8 protein-coding genes are annotated in these 15,224 nt (G+C 34.7%); all 8 read left to right on the forward strand.

Going from position 1 to position 15,224, the window contains the following annotated elements:
* Window positions 1-7: 7 nt before the first annotated feature.
* On the forward strand, window positions 8-2,476 hold the full coding sequence (locus FEM21_RS00060) for a pectate lyase family protein (RefSeq protein WP_035656555.1): 2,469 nt from the start codon (window positions 8-10) through the stop codon (window positions 2,474-2,476).
* A 93-nt stretch (window positions 2,477-2,569) separates the two neighbouring features.
* The gene (locus tag FEM21_RS00065) at window positions 2,570-4,585 is read left to right on the forward strand and encodes an aceric acid hydrolase (RefSeq protein WP_035656556.1); all 2,016 of its coding nucleotides are present in this window, start codon (window positions 2,570-2,572) and stop codon (window positions 4,583-4,585) included.
* A gap of 338 nt (window positions 4,586-4,923) precedes the next feature.
* Window positions 4,924-8,175 (forward strand): SusC/RagA family TonB-linked outer membrane protein, encoded by a 3,252-nt coding sequence (locus FEM21_RS00070; protein ID WP_035656558.1) that lies wholly within the window; start codon window positions 4,924-4,926, stop codon window positions 8,173-8,175.
* 24 nt (window positions 8,176-8,199) lie between these two features.
* Window positions 8,200-10,221, forward strand: coding sequence for a RagB/SusD family nutrient uptake outer membrane protein (locus FEM21_RS00075; RefSeq protein ID WP_035656559.1), 2,022 nt, complete (start codon window positions 8,200-8,202; stop codon window positions 10,219-10,221).
* A gap of 124 nt (window positions 10,222-10,345) precedes the next feature.
* A complete protein-coding gene (locus tag FEM21_RS00080) occupies window positions 10,346-12,064 on the forward strand; it encodes a polysaccharide lyase (RefSeq protein WP_035656560.1) in 1,719 nt (572 codons plus the stop codon).
* Between the two features lie 88 nt (window positions 12,065-12,152).
* Window positions 12,153-12,818 (forward strand): DUF3826 domain-containing protein, encoded by a 666-nt coding sequence (locus FEM21_RS00085; protein ID WP_051627410.1) that lies wholly within the window; start codon window positions 12,153-12,155, stop codon window positions 12,816-12,818.
* Window positions 12,819-12,858: 40 nt separating this feature from the next.
* Complete coding sequence (locus tag FEM21_RS00090; protein ID WP_035656562.1) at window positions 12,859-14,553, forward strand: polysaccharide lyase; 1,695 nt, start codon at window positions 12,859-12,861, stop codon at window positions 14,551-14,553.
* 11 nt (window positions 14,554-14,564) lie between these two features.
* Window positions 14,565-15,221 (forward strand): DUF3826 domain-containing protein, encoded by a 657-nt coding sequence (locus FEM21_RS00095; RefSeq protein ID WP_035656563.1) that lies wholly within the window; start codon window positions 14,565-14,567, stop codon window positions 15,219-15,221.
* The last annotated feature ends 3 nt before the right edge of the window (window positions 15,222-15,224 follow it).

The raw sequence follows: 15,224 nt of genomic DNA on the forward strand, positions 1-15,224 counted from the left end.
AAGTATTATGAATTTAGTAAAGCAACTTGCTTTTTGTGCCGGAACAATGATAACGTTTACATTGAATTTGAGTGCACAAAACCAAAATGTAATTCCGGCTACAAAGTCATTAAAAGTTGATTTTGATTTTGCATCACGCAGAACCTTAGAAGTAAATGATCCTAATTATATTTCCTGGCCCATAAGCGAAGGAAAACAATTTGAGAAAAATTTTGGAGATATAAAAGTAGCTTTAAAAGGTGATATTAATTCCGGTTGGCACAAAACAGGAATTCAGGCGCCATTTTATGCCCGTTTAGTAAGTGATGGTCTTATTGCTAATAAAAATGTAGAAATAATCATTAGTGGTTTGTCAAAAGGAAAACATAGTTTGTTAGTTTTCAGTAATACTTTTGATAGTCCGGAATTAGCTAATTATGCTCCGGTTAAGATTTTTGTGAATGGTGTTTTTTCGCAAACACTTCAGCCAACAAATAGAGTAACTTCTACCATAGAATCGGCTATTTCTTATATTAAGTTTGATGCTGATGGAGCAAAAGATGTTGTTGTTCGATTTGAATCGGATGCAAAAGCTGCGGGGAAAACTCAAAAAGTAGTATTGAATGGTTTCGAATTGGATTTACCGAACTTAAAAAAACAAGCTAATTCGCCAAAACCGGCTAATAATGATGAACATGTGGTTTTAGCAAATGATTTTAAATTAGAATGGAACTCGCCGGAAGGAACTGTTTCTCATGATTTTTATTTTGGCGAAAGCCAGGAAGAATTGGCACGTGCAACTCCAAGTTCGCAAGAGTTTAAAGGAAATTTAAAAGTTAAAGAAGCCGTTGTTGATGTTAAAACGCTGGATAATTTAAAAACATATTATTGGAGAGTAGATGAAATTGATGCTGATAACGAAGTGACAAAAGGTAAGGTTTGGTACTTTAAACCAGCACAAATTGCTTTCCCGGGAGCCGAAGGTTACGGTCGTTTTGCCATTGGTGGACGAGGCGGAAAAGTAATTGCTGTTACCAATTTGAATGATAGCGGACCAGGAAGTTTGCGTGATGCTGTTGATCAGGAAGTAGGACCAAAAACAATTGTTTTTAATGTTTCCGGAAATATCAAATTAGAATCTCGTTTAGTAGTAAGTCAGCCTTATGTTACTATTGCGGGACAAACGGCACCAGGGAAAGGAATCATGATTAGCAGAGCTCCTATTGGTTTAACTGGAAACGATGGAATTATACGATTTTTACGAGTTAGAATTGGTGGCGGAAGAACTTATGACGGAATGGGATTAACAGGAGCAAATAATAGTATTATTGATCACTGTTCCATTAGCTGGACTATTGATGAATCTTTTAGTTCAAGAGGTGCACACAATATTAGTTTACAACGCACTTTAATTGCTGAGGCTTTAAATGTAGCAGGCCATAGTAAATATGCAGAAGGAAAAATGCATGGTTACGCAGCAACAATTGGTGGAGATGTAGGTAGTTTTCATCACAATTTGTTAGCGCATAATTACGGTCGTAACTGGAGTATTGGTGGCGGATTAAATGGTGACGGTTTTTATGGGGGAAAAATAGATATTCGTAATAATGTAGTGTACAATTGGGGAGGCCGCGCTACTGATGGTGGAGCTAATCAGGTGAATTTTGTCAATAATTATTATAAACCTGGAGTTGCTACTAAAATATTTGTCGCTCTAAATGCACAAATTGAAGGTGTTGGTAAAGGAAAACAACAATATTATTTTGATGGAAATGTAATGCCGGGTTATTTTAATGAGAACAATCAGGATAAAGGAAGAAAGTACACCATTTCTAATAACGCAATAGTAGATTATGATGTGTTTTTGCCAAAACCATTTTTCGAATCTCATGTAAATACACAATCAGCAACTGCTGCTTATAAAGATGTATTGTCTGATGTTGGTGCAACCTTACCAGTATTTGATACGCATGATCAAAGAATTATCAAAGAAACTTTAAAAGGAACCTATACATATAAAGGAAGCAAAAGTGGTATAGGCGGAATGATTGATAATGAAGAAGATGCTGGTGGGTGGGAAAATTATCCTAATGAAACCCGCGATGCTAATTGGGATACTGATCAGGACGGATTGCCAAACTGGTGGGAAGAGGCTAAGGGATTCAACATAAATTCAGCTAAAGGAGATTTCTCTGATGCGAATGCTGCAAGTGGAAACGGATTTACTCAGTTAGAAGATTATTTAAACTGGATGGCTACGCCTCATTATTTTGTTGAAACTTCTAAAACTTTAAAAGTAAATGTTGAAGATTTATTTAAAGGTTTTACTAATAAACCAAAATATACTGTGAATCAGGTTGTAAATGGTTCGGCTTCAATTATTAAAAATGAAATACAATTTACATCAAAAGTTAAAGGTTTTGCTTCGGTTGAAGTAAAAGTTGTAGATGCTGATGGAGATTCAATGAGCCGAATTATAAATGTATTTGTAAAGTAAAAGTGAATCAAACATCTGCAAAATCTGCGTGCTAATTATTTTTCACGCAGATTTTGCAGATTGAGCAGATTCTAAAATTTAATCAAAATTAAAATGAAAAAGAACATCATTCTATTATCAGCTGTACTTGTTTCGACTGTTGCCGTAGCTCAAAACAAAGGTTTAGTAGCTAATTCGAACAGCCCTTATTCTAAATTACAAAGTATCGGTTTACAGGATGTAAAATGGACAAACGGTTTCTGGAAAGAACAATTTGATGTAGAGACCAAAAGTACTTTGCCTTATATGTGGGATTTGTATCATAATGATGAAGTTTCGCATGCTTATAAGAATTTCGAAATTGCAGCTGGTTTGACTAAGGGAACTTTCAAAGGACCTTCTTTTCATGATGGTGATTTTTATAAAATTTTTGAAGGAATGGCAGCTACTTATGCCATTACAAAAGATAAAAAGCTAGATAAACAAATGGACGAAGCCATTGCTTTATTTGCTAAAGTGCAGCGTAAAGATGGTTACTTACATACACCGGTTTTAATAGATGAGCGTTGGGGAACCTTAGGACCTGAAGAAGTAAAAAAACAATTGGGTTTCGAAAAATACAATATGGGGCATTTAATGACGGCTGCCTGTGTACATTACCGGGCGACTGGAAAAACCAGTTTTTTAAATATTGCCAAAGGAGTTGCCGACTTTTTATATGATTTCTACAAAAAAGCTTCGCCGGAATTAGCCCGAAATGCGATTTGTCCGTCACATTATATGGGAATTGTCGAAATGTACCGTACTACTAAAAATCCAAAATATCTGGAATTAGCGAATAATCTAATAGATATTAGAGGAACTACCGATGATGGAACCGATGATAATCAGGATCGAATTCCGTTTAGAAAGCAAACCACTGCAATGGGTCATGCCGTAAGAGCAAATTACTTATATGCCGGTGTTGCCGATTTGTATGCAGAGACAGGTGAGAAAAAATTATTAGATAATTTAGAGTCTATTTGGGACGATGTGACTTTTAGAAAAATGTACATCACAGGAGCTTGTGGTGCTTTGTATGATGGAGTTTCACCTGATGGGACTTCTTATGATCCAACCGTGGTTCAAAAAATTCACCAGGCTTACGGAAGACCATTCCAATTACCAAATGCTACGGCGCATACTGAAACCTGTGCTAACATTGGGAATGTATTATGGAATTGGAGAATGTTACAAATTACGGGTGATGCTAAATATGCTGATATTGTAGAATTGGCTTTGTATAATAGTGTATTGTCTGGAATGAACTTAGAAGGAAATAAATTTTTCTATAACAATCCGTTGAATGTCTCTGCTGATTTGCCTTTTCAACAACGTTGGGGAAATGTTCGTGAAGGTTATATCGCATTGTCAAATTGTTGTGCGCCAAATGTTACCAGAACTGTTGCCGAAATTGGTAATTATGCTTATAGTTTGACAAAAGAAGGATTGTATGTTAACCTATATGGAAGTAATCATTTAGACACTACTACAGAGGAAGGGAAGAAAATTCATTTACATCAAGAAACTAATTATCCTTGGGACGGAGCTATTTCGATTGAACTTGAAGCTGTTCCTAAAGAAAATTATGCTTTGTTTTTAAGAATTCCAGGATGGAGTAATGGAACTATTGTTAAGATTAATGATAAAGTGGTTGAAGGAACTATTGTTTCAGGAAGTTATTTAAAATTAGACCGCAAATGGAAAAAAGGAGATGTGATTAGTTTAAATATTCCGATGCCTGTTGAAGTAATGCAGGCAAATCCGCTTGTTGAGGAAACTAAAAATCAGGTTGCAGTAAAGAGAGGACCTATAGTTTATTGTTTAGAATCAGAAGGAATTTCAAAAAAAGCTTCCATTAATGAAGTAATTTTAAATGCTAATTCTGATTTCCAAATCAAAACGATCCAAAAAAACAATAGAAATCTTGTAGAGATTACAGCTCAGGGATTTTTGAATACCAATTCGTGGGATAAAAAATTATATCAGCCATTGAAAGATACAAAGGAGCAAGTTTCTTTGCAATTAGTACCGTATTTCGCATGGGGTAATGGAACGAGTAAAGAAATGAGCGTGTGGTTTTCACACTAATAAACTTGTTAAAAACTAATTAATGTGTGGATAATAAAATTTTAACACTAAATAAACGCGAAAACTTAAAAAAAACTTAAAAAAAAATCGATAAAAAGTAATTGAATAATAAAATTTTATTACTTTTGAAAAATGTAAACGTTTACATTTGACTTACTTAGCGTGTTGCAAAATCAAATGTAGTCTGTTGTTAGAAAATTGTAAACGTTTACATACATGTATTAATTGTAAAAAGAAAGATTTACAAAAGAGAGCATGAAAAATATTTTGATTTCACATTTACAGAAATAAATAAACCAAACTAAACAATTAATTTTTTTAACCAAAGAAACACACTTATGAAACAAACATTTAAAATGGTATTTAGTGTAGTATTGTTCAGCATGATCTGTTGGAGCGGTTTAGCTCAGAATGCAGAAAGAACAGCTATTACTGGAAAGGTGGTTGATAAAGATGGGCTGGGAGTTATAGGCCTTAATGTGCTTGAGAAAGGGACAAAACATGGGGTTTTGACCGATATCGATGGTAATTACAAAATTCAGGTTCCTAAAGGAGCTGTGTTACAGTTTTCTTATATTGGAATGAAAACTCAGGAAAGAACAGTAGGGACTGCTACTTCAATTAACATCACAATGCAAGAGGATGCATCGAGTTTAGATGAAGTTGTTGTGGTTGGATACGGTACTCAGAAAAAGATACATTTAACTGGTGCTACACAGACTATTAAAGCTAGTGAGGTGGAAGATTTACCTACGAATAATTTAGCTGCATCTTTAGTTGGTAGAGTATTAGGTGTTGGTGTTTCAGGAGGGAATAGAAGACCAGGACAAGCAGCAGGATTAAATTTCAGGAATTCAGCAAGTCTTTCTAAAGATGGAGGAACAGATCAACCATTATATGTAATCGATGGGATATTGCAAATATCAGGTAATGGAGCGCCAGATTCTACATTATTTGATAATTTGGATGCTTCGGAAGTTGAAAGCATTTCGTTTCTTAAAGATGCTGCTGCTGCTGTATATGGTTCGAGAGGTGCAAATGGAGTAGTTTTAGTGACTACGAAAAGAGGTAAAAGTGGACCTGCAAAATTCACTTATACAGGCTTGTATGGGATTCAGGATGAGGTATATCGTACTAAAATGATGAATGCAGTAGAATATGCCAATTATTATAATATCATGAATGGTCCTAATGGTTATGCATCTACAGTTACAGGAAGGGATACTAATCCACAATATGTTTTTTCTCCAGACGAAATAGAGTATTATAAAACTCTAAACTATAATCCTCTAGATGAAGTATGGAAACCGTCATATAATCAAAAACATACTATGAATGTGACAGGAGGCTCGGATAGAGCTACTTATTTTGCAGGAACTTCTTATTATACTCAAAATGGTAATCTAGATAATATAGATTACAGAAGATGGACTTACAGAGCAGGTACTGACTTTAAGGTTTCTGATGATTTTAAAGCAGGTATCCAGATTTCAGGATTTTATAATGATAACTCTAAAGTAAATAGTAGGGTTGGTGGTACAAACGATGAGAATGATTACAGAAGATTATTGAATTCTTCTCCTATTTTACCTCAGTACATACAAGGTTTGCCAGTACAGCGTTTAAATACTCGTAATGAGGCGCAATATCATTATGGTGAGATTAACAGATTAGGTAACGTAGCAATAAATAAAGGATTCAATTTAACCTCTAATTTTTATGCGGAGTACCAAGTGCCTTTTATTAAAGGTTTAAAGGCCAGAGCGTCTTATGCGCGTAATATGGTTACTAATCGATCTAATTATATTGGAACTAGATTTACATTATATCAGTTTACAACTACACCAGGGGTTAATGGAGCGGGAGCTAATGGACATATCTATGATCCGAATAGACCTTTAGATCAATATACAGCAGTTACTGCTAGAAATAACAGTAATGGTAATAGATTAGGATGGGATAATACAAATTCATTGTCAGAGCAGTATAACTTTAATATGTCTTATAGTCGTGACTTTGGGAAACATTCGGTTTCTGCATTGTTCTCAGTAGAAAAAGGGGAAGCTAATGATACCCGTGATCAGTTTTATAGAGATGAACCATTACAGACAACTGATGGTTTTTCTAATTCTGCCTTCGGAACTATTGATGGTACGGCTACAGGAAATGAATCAGGTACTTTAGGTTATATTGGTCGAGCTAATTATGCTTATGCAGACAAGTATCTGGCTGAGGTATTGTTTAGAAGTGATGCTTCTACCCGATTTGCACCAGAGAATTATTGGGGAAGATTTTATAGCGTATCTACAGGATGGGTAATTTCTAAAGAAGATTTCTTTAAATCAAAGTTTATTGATTTTTTAAAAGTTAGATTTTCAGTAGGTTTACTAGGTACAGATGATACAAGACCTTGGGGGTGGAGACAACGTTTTACCTATCAAAATGGACAAGGATTTGTTGGAGGAAACAATCAGTTAGCTACGACAGGAATGAAGATGGAGGTAACTCCAAATAGAGATGCAACTTGGACAGAGCATACGAAAACCAATTTTGGTATTGATGCCAAATTATTTGACAACAGATTGTCATTAACTGCTGAAGCTTATTATAATATTGAAGATGATATATTGTTGTCTAAAACAGCTGACGTTCCTTTCACTATAGGTGGTTCTGTAGCTTCAGAAAATTATGGTAGAAGAGATAATTGGGGTTATGAATTTGCTTTAGGTTGGGATGATACAATCGGTGGAGATTTTAAATATGGTGTAAATGTCAACTTCGGATGGGGTGATGATAAAATGGTTCGTGGTGACTTTAATCCAATCACAAGTCAATATCCATGGAATCCACAACCAGGAGGAAGAAGAGACAACGGTGTGTGGGGATATGATTATGTAGGTATGTTAAAAACAACAGAGGATGTTCAGGCTTATATAGAAAAATACAATATTAAATCTGTTTTTGGTGTTTTAGCAGCTAATCTTAGACCAGGTTCTCTTTCTTATGCTGATGTTCGAGGTCCTTTTAATCCTGCTACAGGTGAGTTTGCTCCAGCAGATGGAATCATAGACGAGTGGGATCAAATTCGATTAGCAAAAAGACAAAGTACTAGATACGGAATGGGAACTACATTAAAGTTTGGGTATAAAAACTTTACTTTAAATGCAGTAGTTACAGCTTCTTTTGGAGGAGGATGGAATGAGATTGATAGTCAAACTAGAAAAACGATGAATGCTGCGATTAATGATGGTATTGATAACAGACCTTCGATTTGGAATAATATCTATGATCCTGTGTTAAATCCTAATGGAACTATGCCTAACCCTTATAGTGAAGCTTTGAACCTAGCACCAACATCTTCTTTCTGGCAACGTTCAGCAACCAGTATTCAAATGCGTAATATTAATTTAGGTTACACTATGCCTAAAAAAATTACGGAAGCTTTAGGGATTAGCTCTTGTAGATTAAATTTAACTGCAATTAATCCATTTATTTTGTACAACCCATTTGAGCATAAAGCTCCAAACGGTGCCTATGATGTTTATCCTGAATTAAAAACCTATTCTTTAGGAGTTAATTTGTCTTTTTAATTAAGAATATTTAAATTAGTGAAAATGAAAAATATAAAAATAAATATAGTAGCTTGTGTTGCAACGGCATTATTTTTAGGAAGCTGTAGTGATGATTTTCTTGAAGAAAAAAGAGATTTATCAGGAGTTAATGAACAAGTTTATCAAGAACCTCTTCAAGCAAAGGCTTATGTAGATTATATCTATAGATTATTCTTGCCAGCAAACAATGCACAATCTTACACTTGGGATTTGGCATCTGGTTCTAACGATGATTTTTCTCAAACTACAGAGGAATTAACAGGCGAGGTAAACTGGAATAAAGTTTGGGCTGAACCAGGAAGAAATACAGATGCGAATTGTTTGAATTATATTGGTGTGGCTATGAATGCTAGTATCGGTAATAATTCATACACTCGATTGAGACAGATTAATTTATTCTTAGATAATATTGATAAATATGGGATGGCTGATGCTGATAAAAACCCATTGAAAGGACAAATGTATTTTTGGAGAGCCTGGCAATATTTTGATTTGGTGCGCTTGTATGGTGGAGTTCCTTTAGTTTTGACAGCTCAAAGTTCTATTACTGATAATCCTGAAGCTAATAAAGTGCTTAGAAGTTCTACGTCTGCTTGTATTGAACAAATCATTGCTGACCTTGATATGGCACAAAGTTTGTTACCTGGTGTGTGGGATGATCCTAATGTAAACTGGGGAAGAATAACAAAAGGAGCCGTAGCTGCTTTCAAAGGCCGTGTGTTGTTAACCTGGGCAAGTCCTTTGTTTAATCGTACTGATGATGTGAGTCGTTGGCAACGTGCATATGATGCCAATAAAGCAGCAGTTACTTTATTAGAATCAGCAGAGGGAGGGTCTAAAAGACTTTTTAATACAGGTGGGTTTGCTAATGGTACTGCTTGGGGAAATATGTGGTTTACTGAAGTTAATAATCCTGAGGCTGTAATTGTGTATGGTTTTAATAATACAACTGCATCAAATGTTCAAAGAAATAATGGTTGGGAAAGAGCAGTTCGTTCTAAAACTCAGGGAGCTAATGGTTCAGTAGGTGCTACTTTACAGATGATGAATGCTTTCCCTATGAAAGATGGTAAAGCACCAGGTGTTTCAACCACATATCCGTATTCATTGCAAACATTTTATAAAAATAGAGATCCAAGATTCTATAAAACTTTTATTTATAGTGGAGCTCCATGGCCACATGCTGAAGAACCAACTTTCAAGCAGTTTTCTTATCATTGGTTTAGAACGGCTCCTGCTAATTCAACTGTATTACCAACTGGTGTAACTGAGACATTAGGTACCGTTAATACAAATATATATATCGGAAAAGCAACAAATCCAAGTGCAAGTAAAGCTAACAATTTCCAGTTTAGTGGTACAGATTATATGGAAATGCGTTTTGCTGAAGTATTATTAAATTTAGCGGAATCTGCTATTGGAATTAATCAATTGGCAGAAGGTAAAGCTTTAATTGCAAAAATTAGAGAGAGAGCTGGTATTGAAAGTAATGGAGGAACATTTGGTTTAGACAATGTAAATAGCAGAGATCAACATTTTGCTGCTGTTATTAATGAGAGAAAAGTAGAATTCGCATACGAAAGTAAACGTTTCTGGGATTTAAGACGTTGGTTGTTGTTTAATAATGATTTTGGTACTTGTACACGTTTAAATCAAACCCCTATTGAAGGAATCAGAAGACAGGGATTGTTTTTTATAGCTAAAAGACAAAATGGTACTGATTATGTAGGTAATCCTGATCCGTTTGTGCCAGTTAATGGCGTGGCTCCGGTTGCGGATAGAAATCCTACCACTTTTCCAGCTGGAATAACTACTTATGATCAGTACTTAGATTATTTTTATGCAAACTTTTTAAGAGTGGTTGTAAAAGATAATGCAGATCCAACTACTGCAGATTGGAAATTTAAATGGTATAATCAATATTATTTCTTTGGTATTCCTGCTAGTGCATTAAATACTTCGATGTATTTAGGGCAAACTACAGGATGGTCTGGAGGAACAAGTACTTTCGATCCATTACAATAAATCATAAAACAAAAGAAATGCCTGATTAATTTCAGGCATTTCTTCTTTTATAACTACCAAAATTTTAATCTAATAAATAGCAGTTCTAACCCAATGTTTTTTATTAATTAAGAAGAATTTTAAAATGAAAAAATTAAATTTTTTATTGACTTTTTTAGTTTTAGGAATTGCTAATTGTTTTGCGCAGTATCCTAAAATATCTCCTGAGGTTCAGGCGAAAGAAAAAGCAATTAAGGCTGAAGCAGAAAAACGTTCAAATGATGCTTGGGAAAAAGCAAAAGTAATTGTTGAGCAGGAAGAAAGACAAGGAAAACCTTTTGTTCCTTGGGCTTCAAGACCTACTGATTTGCCACAAGCTTCTATTCCTGCTTTTCCAGGTGCTGAAGGTGGAGGGATGTACAGTTTTGGTGGACGTGGTGGTAAAGTTATTACTGTTACAAGTCTGGAAGACAGAGGTCCTGGTACTTTACGTGCGGCATTGGAACAAGGAGGAGCCAGAATCATTGTTTTTAATGTTTCGGGAATTATTAAATTAGAAAGTCCGTTAATTGTCAGAGCTCCTTATGTTACTATTGCAGGTCAAACTGCTCCCGGAGACGGAATTTGCGTAGCTGGAGAAACAATCTGGGTAGATACTCATGATGTAGTTATCCGTCACATGCGTTTCCGTAGAGGAGAAACTTTTGTAGGTCGTCGTGATGATGCAATTGGAGGAAATCCTGTTGGAAACATCATTATTGATCACGTTTCAGCTACTTGGGGATTAGACGAAAATATGTCTTTTTACCGTCACATGTATGATGACGGAACGGGAATTCCTGAGAAAAAATTTCCTACTGTAAATGTTACTATTCAAAACAGTTTATTTGCTGAAGGATTAGATACTTACAATCATGCTTTTGGTAGTACTTTAGGAGGTGAAAACTGTTCTTTTGTTAGAAATTTATGGTCCAGTAACACAGGTAGAAATCCATCTATTGGCTGGAATGGAATTTTTAATTTTGCTAATAATGTGATTTTTAATTGGTATAACCGTTCTATAGACGGAGGAGATTATACTGCTCAGTATAATATTATCAATAATTATTTTAAGCCGGGTCCGGTAACTAATCTTAACGAACCTATTAGTTACAGAATTTTAAAACCGGAATCAGGCCGAAGTAAATTACCTTATGTGGTTTTTGGTAGAGCTTATGTAAACGGTAACGTAGTTGAAGGAAACGAAAAAGTGACTAAAGACAACTGGAATGGTGGTGTACAAATGGAAAATAAAAAAGGTGAAGCAATGACTTTTGAAGAAGCTTCAGCTTATTTTCCTAAAATGAAAGTTAACGAACCTATGCCAATGCCTTGGTTACACAAACTGATGACGGCAGAACAATCCTATGATTTCGTACTTGAAAATGTAGGAGCTACCTTACCTCAAAGAGATCCTGTTGATACTCGAATTGTAAGAGTAGTAAAAACAGGAAAACCTGAATATGCAGAAGGTTTAGATCCAAAATCTTTCTATCAGTTTGAACACAGACGTTTAGGTCAGGATTCTTATAAATTAGGAATTATTACTGATATTTCTCAGGTAGGCGGATATCCTGAATACAAAGGAACTCCATATATCGATACAGATAAAGATGGTTTGCCAGATGCCTGGGAGAAAAAATACAAACTAAATCCTAACGATCCTTCTGATGCTACTATTGATTCAGATGGTGATGGATATACTAATATCGAGGAATATATCAATGGAACCAATCCGAAGAAAAAAACAGATTGGAAAGATTTAAAAAACAACGAAGATACTTTAGCTAAATTAAAAGGTGGTTTAGCTGAATTTAAAAAGTAATTTAAGTGTGTTTGGTACAATTCTTGCTCAGTCTGTGAACGACCGAGCAAGAATTTTGCTTTATAACTGATACAAAAAAATAGAAAAGATGAAAATGTATAAAAAATTAGTTGCTGTTGCTTTATTACTATCGTTATGTTCAAACGTTGTAGCACAATCTGGAGTTGACCCTGAATATGTAAAAGTTACCAATGAAAGAGCACAGAAAATAGTTAATGATTTAAAATTAACTTCAAAAGAAGACCAGCTTGCTGTTAGAGATATTATTGCTGAACAATACAGATCTTTGAATACACTTCATGAGACTCGTGACGCAAAAATTGCCGAAGTAAAAAAGAATATTACTGATAAAGAAAAGCAGGAAAAATCAGTTGAAAAACTAAAAACGGATACAGATAAAAAGATCTTATCACTTCATAAATCTTACTTAAAAAAATTAAGCAAAAAGCTTAATAATAGTCAGATTGTTCAGGTAAAAGACGGAATGACTTACGGTGTATTGCCTATTACTGTAGTGGCTTACAATGATATGTTACCTAATTTAACTGATGCTCAAAAAAAATACATTTACGATGCCTTAGTTGAAGCCAGAGAACATGCTATGGATGGTGGTTCTTCTAAAGAAAAACACGGCTGGTTTGGTAAATACAAAGGAAGAATCAATAATTACCTTTCTAAAGCTGGTTATGACTTGAACAAAGAAAGTGCTGATTGGCACAAGCGTGTTGAAGAACGTGAAAAAAACAAGAAATAGTTTTAAAATCAATTAATAATTTATCTTAAAATCCCTCAAAATGAAGCAAAGATTAAAGACACTTTACGGCTTAACTGCAATTTTATTTAGCTGTTCAGTAATGCATGCTCAGTATCCAACAATTCCAAAAGAAGTTCAGGATAAAACCGATGCGGTTTTAGCACAGGAAGAAATTAGATTAGCCAAAATTTGGGCTGATAATCAGGATGTGATAAAAAAGGAGACTCTGCAAGGTCGCCCTTATTTACCTTGGGCATATTATCCGAAAGATTTTGTTCAGGCAGCCATTCCTGCATTTCCGGGAGCCGAAGGTGGTGGTGCTTACACACAAGGTGGCCGTGGCGGAAAAATATTTGTAGTAACAAGTTTAGAAGACAGCGGAAAAGGAACATTACGTGAAGCATTAGAAGCTGTTGGTGCAAGAACTATTGTTTTTAACGTTTCTGGAATTATTAAATTACAGAAGCCAATTAGTGTGCGTGCACCTTATATCACTATTGCAGGTCAAACTGCTCCGGGAGATGGTATTTGCGTAGCAGGAGAATCTATTTTATTAGATACTCATGATATTATTATCAGGCACATGCGTTTTAGACGTGGAGCTACAAACGTAGCCCGAAGAGACGATTCATTAGGTGGAAACGTAATTGGAAATGTAATTATAGATCACTGTTCGGTAAGTTGGGGATTAGACGAAAATATTTCGTTGTATCGTCACCAATTTCAGGCGAATGAAACTTCGAAATTAGAAAAATTACCTGCGTCTAATATTACAATTCAAAACACGATTTCTTCAGAAGGTTTAGATACTTACAATCACGCTTTTGGTAGTACTATTGGAGGTTTAAACAGTACGTTTATGCGTAATCTTTGGGCTAATAATATTTCGAGAAACTGCTCAATCGGAATGTACGGTGATTTCAATTTTGTTAACAATGTTATTTTTAACTGGTGGAATCGTTCACTTGATGGAGGAGATTATCGTTCGATGTTTAACATCATCAATAATTATTATAAACCAGGACCTATTACACCTAAAGGAGAACCTATTAGTTACCGAATCTTAAAACCAGAATCTGGTTATATGGTTCCAAAAACCTTTGGTAGAGTTTATGCTAATGGAAATTATATTGACGGTGTTCCGGAAGTTACTAAAGATAACTGGAATGGAGGTATTCAATTAGAAAATCTTAAATTTGAAGAGGCTAAGGAGAAATTGGCCTATATCAAGCAGGAAAAGGCTTTTCCAATGCCAAAAATTACTGTTATGAGTGCTGAGGAAGCTTATGCATTTGTATTGAAAAATGTAGGAGCGACTTTACCAAAAAGAGATGCAGTTGACGAAAGAGTTATCAAACAAGTAAGAACAGGAATTATCGAATATAAAGATGGTTTGGAAAATAGTATTGGAAAAGAATTTGTAAAAAGAAGATTAGATCCTGATTCGTATAAAAAAGGAATTATCACGCATCCTGATCAGGTAGGTGGTTATCCTGAATACAAAGGAAAAGCATACAAAGATTCTGATAATGACGGAATTCCGGATGCCTGGGAGAAAAAATACGGTTTGAATCCTAAAGATGCTTCAGATGCTAATAAAGATTTAAACGGAGACGGTTATACTAATATTGAAAAATATTTTAACGGAATTGATCCAACTAAAAAAGTAGACTGGACAAATTCAGATAATAACACGGATACTTTGTTGAGTTTATCTAATGGATTATTACAATAAAATCATTTTTGATGTTTAAAGTAATCAATAAATTAAGTCTGTTGTTTTTAATGTGCATTTGTTTTGTAGCAAATGCACAACAACATGAAGTTACAGATTATATAGCTGATATTAATGCGAGAGCATTAAATATCGTAGCTAAATTAGATGTAAAAGATGCTGATAAAAAGGAGCTTGGAAAGATAATCATTAAGCAATATACAGCTATTGAAAAGATTGAATCCAATAGAGATTTGCAATTGGAAAAAATCAAGAAATCAGCATTTAGCGAAGATGAAAAGAAGCTGAAATCAGAAGAAGTCTGGACGGAATATAAAGTTGCTATTAGTAAATTGCATGATTCTTATTTAAATAAATTGTCTAAAAAATTAAATGATTATCAGATAGTTAAGGTTAAAGATGCGATGACTTATGATGTTATGCCTAAAACATACCACAATTTTCTGGACATGTTTCAAAACCTAAACGAAAGTCAAAAAAAGATGATTTATGATCACTTGGTCGAAGCAAGAGAAAATGCGATGAATGCAGGAACTCATAAATGGCAATTTCAATGGTTTGCAAAATACCGAGGAAAAATAAATAACATTCTGGCTTCACAAGGAATTGAGTTGCACAATACCAGCAAAGCCTGGGAAAAAAAGCAATTAGCAAAAAAGAACAATTAGATG

Origin of the sequence: Flavobacterium seoulense (genome assembly GCF_000695795.1) — a bacterium.
In the GTDB taxonomy this organism is placed as follows: domain Bacteria; phylum Bacteroidota; class Bacteroidia; order Flavobacteriales; family Flavobacteriaceae; genus Flavobacterium; species Flavobacterium seoulense.

Excerpts from the sequence above, each read along its gene's own strand:
- FEM21_RS00080 (WP_035656560.1), top strand. The coding sequence starts at position 10,346 with ATGAAAAAATTAAATTTTTTATTGACTTTTTTAGTTTTAGGAATTGCT.
- FEM21_RS00065 (WP_035656556.1), top strand. The coding sequence starts at position 2,570 with ATGAAAAAGAACATCATTCTATTATCAGCTGTACTTGTTTCGACTGTT.
- FEM21_RS00075 (WP_035656559.1), top strand. The coding sequence starts at position 8,200 with ATGAAAAATATAAAAATAAATATAGTAGCTTGTGTTGCAACGGCATTA.
- FEM21_RS00085 (WP_051627410.1), top strand. The coding sequence starts at position 12,153 with ATGAAAATGTATAAAAAATTAGTTGCTGTTGCTTTATTACTATCGTTA.
- FEM21_RS00095 (WP_035656563.1), top strand. The coding sequence starts at position 14,565 with ATGTTTAAAGTAATCAATAAATTAAGTCTGTTGTTTTTAATGTGCATT.
- FEM21_RS00060 (WP_035656555.1), top strand. The coding sequence starts at position 8 with ATGAATTTAGTAAAGCAACTTGCTTTTTGTGCCGGAACAATGATAACG.
- FEM21_RS00070 (WP_035656558.1), top strand. The coding sequence starts at position 4,924 with ATGAAACAAACATTTAAAATGGTATTTAGTGTAGTATTGTTCAGCATG.
- FEM21_RS00090 (WP_035656562.1), top strand. The coding sequence starts at position 12,859 with ATGAAGCAAAGATTAAAGACACTTTACGGCTTAACTGCAATTTTATTT.